Raw genomic sequence first — 16676 nt, 5'->3', positions numbered from 1 at the left:
ATCCTGACACTTTTCAACAATTGTGTCAGAAACCGCGACAGCTACGAGAGGTGCGCCATGGCGACCGCCCTTAAGATCAATGGAAAGCAGCATCAGATTGACCTGCCCGATGACGTCCCCCTGCTTTGGGTCTTGCGGGATGAGGTCGGCCTGACCGGGACCAAATTCGGCTGTGGCGTGGCAGCCTGCGGGGCCTGCACCGTCCATATTGATGGCGAGGCGGTACGCTCGTGCCAGGTTGCGCTATCGGACGTTTGGGGTGACGTGACCACAATAGAAGGTATCGGCACCCCGGACGCGATGGCGACCATACAGCAGGCCTGGGTCGATCATCAGGTCGCGCAATGCGGTTATTGCCAGTCAGGCCAGATCATGCAGGCCGCTGCGCTGCTGGCGGAAAACCCCGTCCCAAGCGACAGCGATATCCACGAGGCGATGCAGGGCAACCTGTGCCGCTGTGGCACCTATCCCCGCATTCGCGCCGCGATTCACGATGCGGCGTCCAAGATAAACGAGGCGTAAACTATGGCATCTGTTGGTAAAATCCTCCGCCGCACGTTCCTGATCGGTTCAGCCGCAATTGTCGGCGGCGTGGCGTTCGGCGCCTACTATGTCAGCCGCCCGGTCGCCAATCCGCTCAAACCTGGCAAAGGCGAGGCGGCGCTGAACCCGTTCGTTCTGATCGACCAGAACGGCGTTACCCTCTTTGCACCCCGCGCCGAGATGGGGCAGAGCGTGAAAACCACCTGGGCCGCACTGATCGCGGAAGAACTGGACGTGGATCTGGACCAGATCACCGTCCTGCACGGCCCGGCGGCGCAAGCGTATTACAACACGGCCATGATCGGTGAAGGCTTGCCGAACAAGGGCTACGACATCTCTGATTTCCAGCACAATCTGGGTGAAGCTTTGGGCGGGATCGGCAAAGTGCTCAGCCTGCATGTGACTGGCGGCTCGACCTCGATGAAGGATGGGTTCGAGCGGATGCGGGAAGCCGGTGCCTCGGCCCGCGAAACGCTGAAACAGGCTGCCGCCGACCGTCTGGGCGTGGACCGCAGTGCCCTGAAAACGGCCTCGGGCCATGTGATTGCCCCGAATGGCGACAAGATACCCTACACCGAACTGGCCGAAGATGTGGCCAAGCTCCACCCGATCGAGGCACCGCTGCGTGACCCCTCGGAATGGCGTTACCTTGGCCAGACCCAACCGCGTCTGGACATGGCCGAAAAGGCAACCGGCACCGCCGAATTCGCAATTGATGTACGCCTGCCCGGAATGAAGTTCGCCTCGGTCCGCATGAACCCGAAACTGGGTGGCCAGATGAACGGCTTTGACGACACCGCCGCGAAGTCAATGCCTGGGGTCGAGAAAATCGTCGATCTGGGCACTGGCGTTGCTGTCATTGCCACCAATACATGGCTGGCCAATCAGGCAGTCGAAGCCATTGACGTGGATTGGGGCGACGCGCCCTATCCGCCCGGGACAGAGGCAATCTTTGCCAGGATCAGCGAGGCGTTCGAGAACGACCCGAACTCGACCATGCGCGATGACGGCGACGTCAGCACTCTGCCGGACGGCGCCACCGAGATATCCGCGGAATACACCGTGCCTTATCTGGCCCACGCGACAATGGAACCGATGACGGCCGCCGCGCTGTTTTCCGGCAACAAACTGGAATTCTGGGGCGGCAATCAGGCCCCGACCTTCATGCAGATCAAAATTGCCGAGGCGGCCAATCTCGAAACCGATGCTGTTGAGGTTCATACCACCTATCTGGGCGGGGGCTATGGCCGTCGGCTGGAGTTTGACTTTGGGGTCATCGCCACAAAAATCGCCTTGGCCATGCCGAACACGCCGGTTCTGACGACCTGGAGCCGGGAAGAGGACATGCGCCACGACTTCTATCGTCCCGGCGCAATAGCCCGGATGCGCGGTGCGGTCAAAGACGGTCAGGCGGTCCTGATTGACGGTCGGGTCGCCTCGCAATCCTGCACACATCAGGCCGTGTCTCGCGTGACCGGGTTCGCCGGCGGCGGCCCCGACAAGGTACTTGTCGAAGGGCTGTTCAACCAGCCATATGCCGTGCCGAACTATCGCATCAGCGGCCACATCGCCGATCTGGATATTCCCGTCGGCTTCTGGCGTTCGGTCGGCAACAGCCACAACGGGTTCTTCCACGAAACTTTCATGGATGAAATGGCCCATGCCGCCGGCCGCGACCCGCTGGAATTCCGGCTGGAGCTGATGAAGAACGAACACGCGCCATCGGCCGGGTGTCTGGAAGCGGTGCGCGACATGTCGGGCTGGACCGGCCAGACCCCGGACGGAGTTGGCCGCGGGGTCGCCTTCACCTACAGCTTCGGCACTCCGGTAGCGCAAGTGATCGAAGTCGTTGACGAAGACGGCAGCATCCGCATCAGCAAGGCTTGGATTGCCTGCGATATGGGCATTGCGCTGGACCCCGATAACATCAAGGCGCAGATGTTCGGCGGCATGATGTACGGCCTGTCAGCGGCCTGCTTTGGTGCAATAACCTTTGCCGATGGCGAGGTCGAGCAGTTCAACTTCCCCGACTATGACGCCATGCGTATGCACACGGCCCCGGAAGTCGAAGTGCGCGTACTGGAAACCAACCGTCACCTGGGCGGCGCAGGAGAACCCGGCACGCCGCCATCAATGCCGGCACTGGGCAACGCGCTTTTTGACCTGACCGGAGAACGCGCTCGGTCTCTGCCGCTGATCAATCAGTTCAATCTGGTGGTTTGATGCAACCCGACCGGTCCCGTTTTGCGGGGCCGGCGCAAGTCACGCGGTTTGTTGAAACAGTCCAGCTTCCGATCCAGTCGCCCAGGCCCGCACCGCCGCTCCAAATGCTTCGAACAATGGCCGTGACACAGGATCATTCACAGCATCCCATTCCGGATGCCACTGTACGGACAGGGTAAATCCCGGGGCGTCTTTGACATAGATCGCCTCGGGCGTGCCGTCCGGTGCATGGCCGTCGATTTCGATCCTGTGGCCGACTGTCTTGATCCCCTGCCCGTGCAACGTGTTGGTCATCACCTCGGTCGCGCCCATCAGGCGGTGGAACACACCACCCTCGGCCAGTGTCACGACATGGCGCAGGGCGAATTTCTCTTCCAACGTACCGTCGGGCGGCATCCGGTGGTTCATGCGCCCGGGCAGATCACGGATTTCGGGGTATAGCGTCCCGCCCAATGCCACGTTGACTTCCTGAAACCCACGGCAAATTCCAAAAAACGGCTGACCTCGCTCAACACAGGCCCGGACCAGTGGCAAAGTTATCGCATCGCGCGCCCGGTCGAATTCCCCATGCGCTTCAGTGGCCAGTTCGCCATACTCCTCCGGGTGAACATTGGGGCGCCCACCTGTCAGCAGGAAGCCGTCGCAGACCTCAAGCAGTTCATCGACGGATACATATCTGGGGTCTGCCGGGATCAGCATCGGCAGGCAGCCCGAAACATTCGCCACCGCATCGGAATTCATCGTACCGCCGGCATGCGTCGGGTATTGATCGTTCATCAGATACGAGTTTCCGATGATACCAACCACGGGTCGTGACATTGTTGTTTTCCAAAACGTTTCCAGATCTAGCTGAAAACTATCGGCGGCAGATGAGACGTGCAATAGCACACACCCTGCATCTCAGCGCAAGCTCCTGTTCACAAGTGCACAATTTTTCCCAATTTTCGATCAATATTCAGGAAATTGTTCCAGCAAGATCACTAGAAGCGGGAAGGAGTTCCAAATGGCGGTTCTTCAGTCTCCACACCGGCCACGACATAACGTTGCGTGTCAGATCTCGCCCGTCAGACCTGCGGCTTCGATGCCAGCCAGGGCCGCCGCCGCGTCGTTGTCCGACGTGTCGCCCGTCACCCCAACCGCACCAATCACGGCACCCTTTTTGTCGCGCAGCAGGACGCCACCCGGAACAGGCACGACCTGACCGCCATAAACGCCATTTACCGCCGCCATGAAATAGGCCTGAGCCTCGGCGCGCTGCATCTGCGCAGTACCCGCCATGCCCAACATGACCGCCCCATAAGCCTTGCCGTGCGCTATTCCAAAGCGCCCCGGGGCCGCGCCGTCCTCACGCTCGAATGCGATGACGTGACCGCCGGCATCCAACACAACCACCGAGAGTGGCTTCAACTCCATCTCATGCGCTTTTTCCAACGACTTTCGAATGATGGTGCGCGCCTTGCGCAAGGAAATAGCCATCCCTGATCCCTTTCATCTGGCCCAAAGTATCCTCGGGGGAGCGCGAGGGGGCAGACAGCCCCCTCGTTCCCGCCCGTGCAGCTCAACCCAAACTGGCTTTCTTTTCCAGCCGCCGTGCATGCAAAACCGGCTCGGTATAGCCCGAGGGCTGCACCCGCCCCTTGAAAACCAGATCGCAAGCCGCCTGAAAGGCGATACCATCAAAACCGGGCGCCATTGGAGAATATTCCGGATCATTCGCATTCTGGCGATCGACCACGGCCGCCATCTTGCGCATTGCGGCCATCACCTGACCTTCGTCCATCACATCATGGTGCAGCCAGTTGGCCAGCGCTTGCGAGGAAATCCGGCAGGTCGCGCGGTCCTCCATCAGGCCGATGTCATGAATGTCCGGCACTTTCGAGCATCCGACACCCTGATCGACCCACCGCACAACATAACCCAGAATGCCTTGCGCGTTGTTCTCGACCTCACGAGTGATTTCCTCTTCGCTCAGGTTGCGCCCGCCCAGCAGGGGCACGGTCAGCAGATCCTCAAGCGTGCCGCGCGCGCCGCCGGCCGCCAGTTCGTCCTGACGGGCCAGAACATCAACCTTGTGATAGTGGGTCGCGTGCAGTGTAGCGGCGGTTGGGGAAGGCACCCAGGCACAGGTCGCGCCGGATTTCGGGTGGCCGATCTTTTGGTCCAGCATGTCGCCCATCCGGTCGGGCATCGCCCACATGCCCTTTCCGATCTGAGCCTTGCCCTTCAGGCCGCAGGCCAGACCGATATCAACGTTGCGATCCTCATAGGACGCAATCCAGGGCGTGTTCTTGATGTCGCCTTTCGGCAGCATCGGGCCGGCCTCCATCGAGGTGTGAATCTCATCCCCGGTGCGGTCCAGAAAGCCGGTATTGATAAAGGCCACCCGCGATTTTGCAGCGCGGATACATTCCTTTAGGTTGACCGACGTGCGGCGCTCCTCATCCATGATACCCAGTTTCACGGTGTTTCGCGGCAAGCCCAGAATATCCTCGACCATGTCGAAAATTTCGACCGAGAACGCCACTTCTTCCGGCCCGTGCATCTTGGGCTTGACCACGTAAACCGACCCTGCGACCGAGTTGCCCCCCTCGCGCCGCAGATCGTGCATCGCGATCAGCGTGGTGCAAAGCGCATCCATCAACCCCTCGCCGATCTCATTACCCTCGCCATCCAGAACGGCGGGGTTGGTCATCAGATGGCCGACGTTTCGGATCAACATCAGCGAGCGGCCCTTCAGCGCCGCGGTTTCGCCGCCAACGGCGGTGTATTCAACGTCGCCAGCCAGCTTTCGGGTGAATGTCCGGCCACCTTTCGAAACCTCTTCGGTCAGGTCGCCCTTCATCAGACCCAGCCAGTTGCTGTAGGCAACAACCTTGTCGGCGGCATCCACGCAAGCCACCGAATCTTCGCAGTCCATGATAGTGGACAGCGCCGATTCCAGGCGCACATCAGCGATGCCTGCGGGGTCGGAGGCACCAATATTGCTGGACGGGTCGATCATGATCTGCACGTGAAGACCGTTATTCTTCAGCAGCACGAACTCAGGCTTGTCAGCGGAACCGCCAAAGCCAACGAAACCTGCGGGATCGGCCAGCGCCGGCACCAGCGCACCGCCTTCGACGCTCAGGCCCGAAACGTCGGACCACGAGCCATTTTCCAGCGGTACCGCGTCATCCAGAAATGCCTTGGCCCACGCGATCACGCGGGCGCCCCGAGCGGTATCGTATCCTTTACCCTCGGGCAGATCGCCCATCGCATCAGTGCCATAAAGCGCATCATACAGGCTGCCCCATCGCGCGTTGGCGGCGTTCAGCGCAAAGCGGGCGTTGGTGATTGGCACCACCAGCTGAGGCCCGGGTGTCAGAGCAATCTCCGGATCGACCCTGGCGGTTTCGATCTGAAAATCGGTACCTTCCTCGACAAGGTATCCAATCTCTCGCAGGAAAGCCTGATACGCGGCGGCATCATGATCCTGCCCTGTTCGGGCCAGATGCCAGCCGTCGACCCGGCCTTGGATCTCGGCCCGCTTTGCCAGCAACGCTTTGTTCTTCGGCCCCAGCTCCTGAACCATCCGGGAGAGGCCTGACCAAAAATCCTCGGATGAAACGCCCGTTCCGGGCAGCGCCCGGTTTTCGATGAAATCTGCCAGTTCAACGGCGATCTGCAAACCGTTCCGGGCTTCTCTACTGCTCATATTCGACATCTCCCGCAATTGTACGCCACTGTATGCCGGCTTCAATTAGAGCGGAAGTTTCCGATAGGCAACATATTCGCCATCGCTTTTCGGCGGACCTGCCGGATTGGCGTGGCGTCAGCACGCAGGAGAAGCACGCCGGATTTACGTGCCCGGCACCGCTTGCAGCGCATCGCCGCAACCCATAACGTCGCGCCAGACATGAACCGATGCGAGGCCCCCGATGCGCGACGCCGCCCCCACCATAATCTATCTGAAAGACTACACGCCCTTCGGCTATCTGGTGGACAGTGTGCATCTGACCTTTGATCTGGCCGAACACGCCACGCGCGTCACATCGCGCATCGCGTTCCACCCCAATCCCCAAGCAACGGACCGAACCTTTTTCCTGCACGGCGAGGATCTGAAACTGATCCGCGCCGCCATTGATGGCGCGGACATCGCGCCACAGGTCACCGACAAGGGCCTGACTGCGGATGCACCGGATGCGCCGTTCGTGTGGGAGGCCGAAGTCGAGATTGACCCGGGCAACAACACCGCGCTTGAGGGGCTTTACATGTCGAACGGCATGTACTGCACGCAGTGCGAGGCCGAGGGGTTCCGCAAGATCACTTTCTACCCCGACCGCCCGGATGTGATGTCGACCTTCACCGTGCGGATAAATGGCGACCTGCCCGTGCTTCTGTCCAATGGCAACCCCACGGCCAAAGGCGAAGGCTGGGCCGAATGGACCGACCCATGGCCCAAACCCGCCTATCTGTTCGCACTGGTCGCGGGCGACCTGATCGCCCATCCCGACCGGTTCACCACCATGTCGGGCCGGGACGTGGACCTGAACCTTTGGGTTCGTCCGGGCGACGAGGGCAAATGCGCCTTTGGCATGGAAGCGCTGAAGAAGTCGATGAAATGGGACGAAGATGTCTATGGCCGCGAATACGATCTGGATATGTTCAACATCGTGGCCGTCGATGATTTCAACATGGGCGCGATGGAGAACAAGGGGCTGAACATCTTCAACTCCTCCGCCGTTCTGGCCAGCCCCGAAACCTCGACCGACGCCAATTTCGAACGGATCGAAGCGATCATCGCGCATGAGTACTTCCACAACTGGACCGGAAACCGGATCACCTGCCGCGACTGGTTCCAATTGTGCCTGAAAGAGGGTCTGACCGTCTTCCGCGATGCGCAGTTTACGTCCGACATGCGCTCGGCCCCTGTCAAGCGCATCCACGACGCCATAGACCTGCGCGCACGGCAGTTCCCCGAGGATAACGGGCCGCTATCGCACCCCGTCCGGCCCGAAAGCTTCCAGGAGATCAACAACTTCTACACCGCGACCGTCTACGAAAAAGGCGCCGAGGTAATCGGCATGCTGAAACGGCTGGTGGGGGATGAGGCCTATTCCAAGGCGCTCGACCTCTATTTCGATCGCCATGACGGGCAGGCCTGCACCATCGAGGACTGGATCCAGGTGTTCGAGGACACTGCTGGCCGCGACCTGAGCCAGTTCAAGCGCTGGTACAGCCAGTCGGGAACCCCGCGGGTGGCCGTAACAGAGGACTGGGCCGATGGCACCTATACGCTGACCCTCAGCCAGCGGACAGAACCCACACCGGGTCAGACCGAGAAGTTGCCGCAGGTGATCCCCGTTGCTGTTGGCCTTTTGGAGCCGAACGGCGACGAGGTGCGCGCAACTGAAATGCTGGAATTGACGGAAGCGGAACAGAGCTTTGCCTTTACCGGTCTGGCCGCCAAGCCAACGCCGTCGATCCTGCGTGATTTCTCGGCGCCAGTGATCCTGGAGCACGATCAGACCAATGCCGAACGCGCTTTCCTGCTGGCCCATGACACCGACCCGTTCAACCGCTGGCAGGCGGGACGCTCACTGGCGCAGGACACACTGCTGCGCATGATATCCGAAGACGCCACCCCGGACTCCGATTATCTGGACGGGTTGCTGGCCGTGCTGCGCAACCGGGATCTTGATCCGGCTTACCGCGCCCTGGTGCTGGGACTGCCAACGCAATCGGAACTCGCTGCCGCCTTGTTCGACCGTGGTGAAACACCAGATCCAATGGCGATCTGGAGTGCGGTCGAGACATTGCGGCAAGCCACAGCGCAACATGTGCAGGACCTGCTGCCCCGCCTGCACAGCGAAGCCCTGGTTCAGACCCCCTACAGCCCCGACGCGGAGCAATCCGGCAAACGCGCACTGGGCAGCGCCGCTCTGTCGCTGACTTCGCGCCTGGACGGCGGTGCCAAGGCAGTAGAAGAGTATGGCGCAGCCAACAACATGACCCTTCAACTCTCGGCCCTGGCCTGTCTTTTGCGGGCCGGAAAAGGTGAGACGGAACTGGCCGGATTTTACACGCAGTGGCAGCACGACCGGCTGGTCGTGGACAAATGGTTCGGCCTGCAGGTCGCGATGGCCGCGCCCGATGCGGTGCCAGACACCGCGCGCAATCTGACCGAACATGCCGATTTCAACTGGAAGAATCCCAACAGGTTCCGCGCAGTAATGGGCGCGCTGGCAATGAACCACGCCGGGTTCCATCAGGCCGACGGCGCAGGTTATGCCCTGCTGGCGGACTGGCTGATCCGGCTTGACCCGGTCAACCCGCAGACCACTGCGCGTATGTGCTCGGCCTTTCAGACATGGAAGCGGTATGACAGTGACCGTCAGGCCCTGATGCGCGCACAACTGACACGCATCCAGGATACCCCAAACCTGTCGCGGGACACCGGGGAAATGGTGTCACGCATACTCGACGCATGACGCCCTTTACCTTCACCCGGCAAAACCGCGCGCCCCGCACTGTACTGATCCTGATCGGCGTCTTTGCGGGGCTGATATCGCTCGTGATCTTTTTCAACGCCGCACTATGGCTGGTCGGGGTGCTGGCGCTTGCCACGCTGCCGGCCATCTGGGACATCGTGAAAGACACCAGCGCCGGGCTGACGCTGGACCGGGATTGCCTCAGGTGGCATTCGGGCGGGCGCGAAGGTGAAATCGACCTGAACGAGATCGATTTTTTCCGCTTCGACACACGTTGGGACTTCTCGGTTCGCGTCTCTTTAATGTTGAAATCGGGCAAGCGTATCCGGCTGCCGGATGAGTCGGTCCCGCCGCACCGGGCCTTTGAAAACACTTTGGAAAACGCCGGCTTTCGGGTCGAACGGCATCATTTTACAGCTTTCTGAAACGATGAGCCGCCACTGACCGGATTGACCCGGGATTCTGAAGTGTTTCAGGCAATTTACTTGAACTGACGCTGATTTACGGCCAGACTTCCGCTGTAAGTTACGTTTTTTGTTACAGTTCCGAGTTTCGCCATGTTCAGGTCATTCAGGGCTCATCTTGCCCGTTTCACAAATCCTTCCCGGCAAATTGCGCCGCCAAACAAGGTGGCAGCAGATGCTGTTGCCGCCGTTCTGCCTGATCAGGGGCAGCTTAACATTCCCGTTGCACAACTAAACGCTGGCGACTTCGTGGGACGCACCACTATTGAACGCGGCCGTCACCTGGCCCGGCAGGATCGGTGGGAAGATCTGTCCGCGGAAATGCGGGCAGCTGATGCAGCGCGCGACACCGCGCCCGACGGGTTGCCGATTGCTGATTTGCTGGCATTCGGTGCACGCTCGGATGTGGTTCTGGCCGCTGAACATGCATTGTCGGATGGCAAGGCCCTGTCAGACTATGATCTGCTAGGAGGCGTCGCCGATCTGGAAGACGTGATGCAGGAACACCCCGGCAACCCGATGATAGCCCTGATCGTTGCACTGGCACATATCGATCTTGCCTGGGCATGGCGGGGAGCGGCGCTGGATGCGATCTTGCCACCGCTGCACCGGTCGCGCTGCGCAGCGCATTTTGACCGGGCGGCGGCTATTCTGCCCAAGTGCAAGGCCGCGTTGCCAGACAGCCCGTTGGTTGCTGCCGCAGGCTGCGCCCTGCTGGCCGGTCAACGCCGCACGTCGGTTCGGGTAGCGGACGAGTACGAGCGGCTGATCGCGCTGGACCCCGAAAACCAGCGTCACATGCGCGCCATGGGCAGCCATCTGCTGCCGCGCTGGTTTGGCAGCTATGAAGAGCTTGAGGTTCAGGCCCTGCGCAACGCCGCCAGAACGCAAAAAATATGGGGCGCCGGGGGATATACCTGGGTCCAATTCGATGCGATTGCCTTGGATGAGGAAGCCTGCGCTCGGGTCGATATCGAGTTCTTCCTGGAGGGGCTGCACGACATCTTGGAGCGTCGTCCGGACCAGCAGACCATCAACATGCTGTCGGCCTATTGCGCCATTACCGTGCAAAACGGCGTGGGCCTGAACGAAAAAGCCGATCTTGTCCGCTCGCAACTGCGCGAGGCGGCAAACTGGCTGATCCGCGATCATCTGACCGAACTGCATCCGCTGATCTGGGCCCATGCGGCCGCCGGGTTCAACAATTCGGTCCGCGTACCTTCGCCCGAGCGGTTCGCCGCGCGCGGGCACCGGGACGCATTGCGGGCCATCGCCGATCTGTTTCGCGAGGAACTCAACAGCGGCAAGGACGTGACATTTACCTCGTCGGGCCTGCAACTTTCACGGAACTGAACCGGCAAAAGACTGGAAATCACAGCCATTCCCCCTTGCTCCTCTGACGTGCCGGGCCTAATACGCTGGCCTAGACTTCTGCGGATATGAGGCGCGCCATGCTCGACCTGACATACGAAATGCCCAAACCCAAGACCATTGCCGGGGCCAAGCACGACTGGGAACTGGTAATCGGGATGGAAGTGCATGCGCAGGTCTCGTCCAATGCCAAACTGTTTTCGGGCGCGTCGACAAAATTCGGGGCTGAACCGAACGCAAACGTTGCTTTCGTGGACGCGGCAATGCCGGGCATGCTGCCGGTGATCAACGAGTATTGCGTGGAACAGGCGGTGCGGACCGGGCTGGGCCTGAAGGCAGACATCAATCTGAAATCGGCCTTTGACCGCAAGAACTATTTCTACCCCGATCTGCCGCAGGGATACCAGATTTCCCAGCTTTATCATCCGATTGTGGGTGAGGGCGAAGTGCTGGTCGAGATGGGTGACGGCACCGCACGCAAGGTGCGGATCGAACGTATCCACATGGAGCAGGACGCGGGCAAATCGATCCACGACATGGACCCGCATATGTCCTTCGTCGATCTGAACCGGACCGGCGTTTGCCTGATGGAAATCGTGTCGCGTCCCGACATCCGTGGCCCCGAAGAAGCCGCTGCTTACATCGCCAAGCTGCGCCAGATCATGCGCTATCTGGGTACCTGCGACGGCAACATGCAGAACGGCAACCTGCGGGCGGACGTAAACGTCTCGATCTGCTTGCCGGGCGCGTATGAGAAGTATCAGGAAACGCAGGACTTCTCGCATCTGGGCACACGGTGCGAGATCAAGAACATGAACTCGATGCGCTTTATCCAGCAGGCGATTGAGGTCGAAGCCCGCCGTCAGATCGCAATTGTTGAGGCCGGTGGCAAGATCGATCAGGAAACCCGCCTGTATGACCCGGACAAGGGTGAGACCCGCTCGATGCGGTCCAAGGAAGAAGCGCATGATTACCGCTATTTCCCGGACCCCGACCTGCTGCCGCTTGAGATCGAGCAGGCGTGGGTGGATGATATAGCCGCCAATCTGCCGGAACTGCCGGACGGCAAAAAAGCGCGCTTTATCAGCGAGTTCGGGCTGACTGATTATGACGCCTCGGTGCTGACTGCCGAGGTGGAATCGGCAGCGTATTTCGAAGAAGTCGCCAAGGGACGCAGCGGTAAACTGGCCGCGAACTGGGTCATCAACGAGCTGTTCGGCCGATTGAAGAAAGAAGATCACGACATCACCGAGTCGCCGGTTTCGCCAGCGCAGCTGGGCGGTATCATCGACCTGATTTCGTCGGACGCCATCTCGGGCAAAATCGCCAAGGACCTGTTTGAAATCGTCTATACCGAAGGCGGTGACCCGGCACAGATTGTCGAAGAACGCGGCATGAAACAGGTGACAGATACCGGCGCGATTGAAACGGCTCTGGACCAGATCATCGCCGCCAACCCAGCGCAGGTCGAAAAGGCCAAAGTGAACCCGAAACTGGCCGGATGGTTTGTCGGTCAGGTGATGAAGGCGACCGGTGGCAAGGCCAACCCGAAGGCCGTCAACGAATTGGTCAACAAAAAGCTGGGTTCGTAAATCTTCGGGTTTGCACGTCGCGCACGGCCCACGGTGTGCATTTTGTACATAACGAAAAGTTAACCGCTCAGCCCCGATTTCGGGCTGAGCATCTGCTTGACTCCCCGCCGGATTGCACCCTTTCTTCCGGGCAAGAGAGGTGAGGTAACATGCAGAAAAGATTTGATCAGGAACTCGAGGACCGGCTGGTCCGGTATGCGGCGATCGACAGTCAGAGCGATGAGACGTCGCCCTCGACCCCAAGTTCGGACATCCAGCTGAACATGCTGAACCTGCTACGCCAGGAACTGACCGAAATCGGCGCGCAGGATGTTGAATTAACAGGTGACAGCGTTGTTGTCGCCACTATCCCCGGAACTCTTCCCGGCCCCACGATCGGGTTTCTGGCCCATGTCGACACCGCCCCGCAGTTCAATGCCACCGGCGTCAAGCCGCGCGTGATCAAGGGGTACAATGGTGGCGAGATCACCTTTCCCGACGACCCCGATCTGGTCCTGTCGCCGGAGGAGCACCCCTATCTCGCCGAAAAGATCGGGCACGATCTGATTACTGCATCGGGCACCACGTTGCTGGGCGCGGATGACAAGGCGGGTGTCTCGATCCTGATGACCATGGCGCGGCATCTGGTTGAAAATCCTGATATTCCGCACGGGCCGATCCGCATCGCCTTTACCCCCGATGAAGAGATCGGGCGCGGTGTTACCGAACAACTACCCAAGGATCTGGGCGCTGATTTCGCATACACTCTGGATGGTCAGGAAGTTGGCGAAATCGAATATGAAAGCTTTTCGGCCGACCGTGCCGTGATCCGGATCGAGGGCGTCTCGATCCACCCCGGGCTTGCGAAGGGAAAAATGGTCAACGCAGCCCATCTGGCAGCTAAGATCGTGCAGACTTTGCCGCAGGCGACGATGACGCCCGAGGTCACAGATGACCGCGAAGGGTTCATTCACATTACCGATATGAATGGCGGCTCCTCCGAGATGGAGATCAAGCTGATCCTGCGCGACTTCGAGCTGGACGCATTGCAGGCGCAGGGCGATCTGGTGCGACAGGTCTGCGCCGCCGTGCAAGCCACGGAGCCACGCGCGGTGATCAGGTGCGAGATTTATCCGCAATACCGCAACATGCGCTATTGGCTGGAAAAGGACATGACCCCGGTTGATCTGGCGCGCGACGCCTGCCGCGACATGGGGATCGAGCCTGTATCTGTTCCGATCCGGGGCGGCACTGACGGGTCGCGCCTGACCGAGTTCGGCACCCCATGCCCCAATATCTTTACCGGGATGCAGTGCATTCACGGCCCGCTGGAATGGATTTCGGTGCAGGACATGGCCGTCGCGACCGAGTTGTGCCTGTCCGTGGCGACCAGGGCAGCGCAGAAACCGGGCAACAGTGGCGGGTAAAATCAGGCATCGGGTCGACGTCTCTTTCGCCCGGCGGTCAACGTGATAACCTGTCCGCCACAGGCATTTCAGGAACGGTTGATGCAGCGCTACGAATACAAGGTTGTCCCCGCCCCGCAAAAAGGCACCAAGGCCAAGGGCGTGAAAACGCCCGAGGGGCGGTTTGCCAATTCGGTCGAACAATTGCTGAACCAGATGGGTCAGGACGGCTGGGAATACCAGCGCGCCGAGTTGCTGCCCAGCGAGGAACGCTCGGGCCTGACCGGATCGACGACCCACTGGCGCAATGTGCTGGTGTTCCGCCGCGCGTTCGAGGCTGAGGTCGCCCCGGTTCCCGTCCCGAGCCCGACGGAGACCCCCGAAGGCGTTCCGCTGGCCCACCCGATCCCGGGACCGGATAAGGTGAAGGCGCCCGAGCCGGATGCGGTTCAGGCCCCGGGACCTATTTCAGCCGAGGTTGATGAGCCGCCCCTGACCTTGCAACCCGGCGAAAAAGCCGACGAAGATTCCAAGTAACAAGCATCAAGACCAGACGGTTCGAATGGTGTGTTTTTGATGGCACGGATTTGACCGACAGGACTGAGACGGTCATCCGATTCAGGGTTTCGGTCGTATCGTTAGGAGATATTTTTTTGACACCCAGAAGGACCCCGTGCTGCGATGAAACCCCGCAAAGCTTATCTTTGTCTTTTTGCCGCCATCGCATGCCAGTTCGCGTTGCCCGCCGTCGCACAACAACGGTTAGGCTGGGTCAGCCAGATCGACGGGCTGGCCGCCTATCAGGGCAGCGCCGATCTGGATCAGGGCGGCGACTTCAGCGCGACGCGGTCGTTCCTGCGGGCTACGGGTTTGTATAATTTTGACAGCGGTACTTCGCTTGGTGTTTCGGTAAGTTTCGGGCAACTGGATTACGATTTCAGCGCAGCGGACAACCAGCCGTGGAACGATATCCGCGACATCCGAGTTTCAACCCCGCTTCGGTTTCAGGCCGGGCGACGGGCCAGCGTGTTCGTATCGCCTCAGATCAGATGGGACTACCAACGAGGTGCCGCATCTTCGGATGGGCGCACATATGGTGTTTTTGCGGGCGTCGCATGGCAGATGAGCGAAAGCTTGACCATCGGCCCGGCATTTGGGGCCTTCTCGCAACTGGAAGATAGCGGTGTGGATGTCTTTCCCGCGTTGTTGGTGGATTGGGACATCAATGATCGCTGGAACTTGAACACCGGATCCGGAATCGGAGCTACGCGAGGGCCGGGGCTGACATTGAGCTATGCGGTGAATGAAGTTTTCAGCCTCTCGCTTTCGGCACGTTCCGAGAAAATCCGCTTCCGGCTAGACGACAACGGGCTGGCTCCAAGCGGGATTGGTGAAGATCAGAGCATCCCGGTGGTTGCGTCCCTCAGCTATGACCCGAATCCCGGCGTGTCAGTAACCGTCTTTGCAGGGGCCGAGTTCGACGGTCGACTGACGCTGGAGGACGAGAACGGTAACGAAATCAGCCGTCAGAACTATGACACGGCCCCTCTGGTCGGTCTCGCCTTCCGGCTGCGGTTCTAAGCGCGATCAGACACCGATATCCAAAGCCAGCGCGTGAATGCGCGGAACCACATCGCCCAGCGCCTTGTGCACAGCGCGGTGGCGGGCAACGCGGGATTGGCCTTCAAACGCGCCTGCGCGGATGCGGACGTTGAAGTGGCTCTCGCCCCCGTCCTGGTATCCGGCATGGCCCCGGTGGCTTTCGCTGTCATCAACCACTTCAAGCTCGCGCGGGTCAAACGCGGCCTGCAGGCGGGATCGGATTTCTTCGGTCACGCTCATTTTTATGCTCATCGGCAAAATTTTTGCCGCCCCCCTCTTCTACTTTCGGCTGCTTAGACTAAACTGCTGCCTCCGAGTCGAAAAGATGTGTTCGTAAGGATCAGAGCATGACGAAATCAGACCCATTCGGATTCGATATGTCCGTTTCCAGCGCCAAGAAAAAGAACCCGCGCGGGCGTCGGGGCATGTCGGGTGCGTCTGAGACCTCGATGCGAATCTGCGATCACGAGGGTTGTGAAGAGGCCGGCAAGTTTCGGGCGCCAAAAGCGCCGGACGTTCTGGATGACTTCTTCTGGTTCTGCCAGCAGCACGTGCGCGAGTATAATCAGAAGTGGAATTTCTTCGACGGCACCACCGAGGCCGAACTGAACGCGCAGCGGTCCAAGGACAAGGTGTGGGAGCGTGAGACCAAACCCATGGGCGACCCCGAGGCGCGCGCCTGGGCCCGGCTGGGCATCGAGGATCCCCACCAGGTGCTGGGCGCCAACGGTACACAGAACAAGGGCCGTACATCAGGTGGCGGCGGGCGCCGCCTGCCCCCGACCGAGCGCCGTGCAATCGAGATTCTGGAAGCCAATGACAGCTGGTCAAAGGCCGAGGTGCGCAAGGCGTACAAGAAACTGATCAAGGTGCTGCACCCGGATATGAACGGCGGCGACCGCAGTCAGGAAGAGCAACTGCAGGAGGTTGTCTGGGCCTGGGATCAGATCAAGGACAGCCGGAACTTCAAATAGACCGGCATCCGGTTGGCCCTGCCGCAAACAATGACAGCAGGACCAGAACGGA

General features: G+C 60.2%; 14 protein-coding genes. 10 read left to right on the top strand and 4 right to left on the bottom strand.

Translation table 11 applies throughout. The features are described 5' to 3' along the window. Positions 1–57 precede the first annotated feature (57 nt). Positions 58–522 carry a (2Fe-2S)-binding protein gene (locus ACR3EQ_RS00585; protein ID WP_170615297.1) on the top strand — a complete coding sequence of 155 codons (465 nt, stop codon included), beginning with the start codon at positions 58–60 and terminating at the stop codon, positions 520–522. A gap of 3 nt (positions 523–525) precedes the next feature. Then, positions 526–2766, top strand: coding sequence for a molybdopterin cofactor-binding domain-containing protein (locus ACR3EQ_RS00580; RefSeq protein WP_170619700.1), 2241 nt, complete (start codon positions 526–528; stop codon positions 2764–2766). 39 nt (positions 2767–2805) lie between these two features. Here ACR3EQ_RS00580 and ACR3EQ_RS00575 read toward each other — a convergent pair whose 3' ends face one another. From ACR3EQ_RS00575 to ACR3EQ_RS00565, 3 genes are all read right to left on the bottom strand, one after another. Then, a complete protein-coding gene (locus ACR3EQ_RS00575) occupies positions 2806–3585 on the bottom strand; it encodes a gamma-glutamyl-gamma-aminobutyrate hydrolase family protein (protein WP_170615295.1) in 780 nt (259 codons plus the stop codon). Between the two features lie 231 nt (positions 3586–3816). Beyond that, positions 3817–4242 (bottom strand): GlcG/HbpS family heme-binding protein, encoded by a 426-nt coding sequence (locus tag ACR3EQ_RS00570; RefSeq protein ID WP_170615294.1) that lies wholly within the window; start codon positions 4240–4242, stop codon positions 3817–3819. Between the two features lie 82 nt (positions 4243–4324). After that, positions 4325–6460, bottom strand: coding sequence for a malate synthase G (locus tag ACR3EQ_RS00565; RefSeq protein WP_170619699.1), 2136 nt, complete (start codon positions 6458–6460; stop codon positions 4325–4327). A 223-nt stretch (positions 6461–6683) separates the two neighbouring features. Between ACR3EQ_RS00565 and pepN the strand changes: the two genes are divergently transcribed. The 7 genes from pepN to ACR3EQ_RS00530 all read left to right on the top strand — a co-directional run bounded on the left by pepN (position 6684) and on the right by ACR3EQ_RS00530 (position 15629). Continuing rightward, positions 6684–9236 (top strand): aminopeptidase N, encoded by a 2553-nt coding sequence (gene pepN, locus ACR3EQ_RS00560; RefSeq protein ID WP_480489555.1) that lies wholly within the window; start codon positions 6684–6686, stop codon positions 9234–9236. Beyond that, positions 9233–9661: a hypothetical protein gene (locus ACR3EQ_RS00555; protein ID WP_170615291.1), complete on the top strand. Its 429-nt coding sequence runs from the start codon at positions 9233–9235 to the stop codon at positions 9659–9661. Before pepN ends, ACR3EQ_RS00555 begins: the two co-directional genes overlap by 4 nt. A gap of 204 nt (positions 9662–9865) precedes the next feature. Continuing rightward, complete coding sequence (locus tag ACR3EQ_RS00550) at positions 9866–11053, top strand: hypothetical protein (RefSeq protein WP_480489554.1); 1188 nt, start codon at positions 9866–9868, stop codon at positions 11051–11053. A 98-nt stretch (positions 11054–11151) separates the two neighbouring features. Further along, positions 11152–12663 (top strand): Asp-tRNA(Asn)/Glu-tRNA(Gln) amidotransferase subunit GatB, encoded by a 1512-nt coding sequence (gene gatB, locus ACR3EQ_RS00545; RefSeq protein ID WP_170615289.1) that lies wholly within the window; start codon positions 11152–11154, stop codon positions 12661–12663. A 149-nt stretch (positions 12664–12812) separates the two neighbouring features. Further along, positions 12813–14069, top strand: a complete 1257-nt coding sequence (gene pepT, locus ACR3EQ_RS00540; RefSeq protein ID WP_480489553.1) for a peptidase T — start codon at positions 12813–12815, stop codon at positions 14067–14069. 81 nt (positions 14070–14150) lie between these two features. Beyond that, on the top strand, positions 14151–14585 hold the full coding sequence (locus tag ACR3EQ_RS00535) for a DUF4177 domain-containing protein (RefSeq protein WP_170615285.1): 435 nt from the start codon (positions 14151–14153) through the stop codon (positions 14583–14585). 144 nt (positions 14586–14729) lie between these two features. Then, positions 14730–15629: a hypothetical protein gene (locus ACR3EQ_RS00530; RefSeq protein WP_480441381.1), complete on the top strand. Its 900-nt coding sequence runs from the start codon at positions 14730–14732 to the stop codon at positions 15627–15629. Between the two features lie 6 nt (positions 15630–15635). On the opposite strand, the gene ACR3EQ_RS00525 is transcribed toward ACR3EQ_RS00530, so the two are convergent. Next, a complete protein-coding gene (locus tag ACR3EQ_RS00525) occupies positions 15636–15890 on the bottom strand; it encodes a BolA family protein (RefSeq protein ID WP_170615283.1) in 255 nt (84 codons plus the stop codon). A gap of 107 nt (positions 15891–15997) precedes the next feature. On the opposite strand from ACR3EQ_RS00525, the gene ACR3EQ_RS00520 reads away from it, so the two are divergent. After that, positions 15998–16624, top strand: coding sequence for a J domain-containing protein (locus ACR3EQ_RS00520; protein ID WP_170615281.1), 627 nt, complete (start codon positions 15998–16000; stop codon positions 16622–16624). Positions 16625–16676: the final 52 nt, after the last annotated feature.

This window comes from Ruegeria sp. AN11, assembly GCF_056536005.1.
The sequence above is the reverse complement of the archived record's forward strand: the minus strand, read 5'-3'. Positions and strand labels throughout refer to the sequence as shown.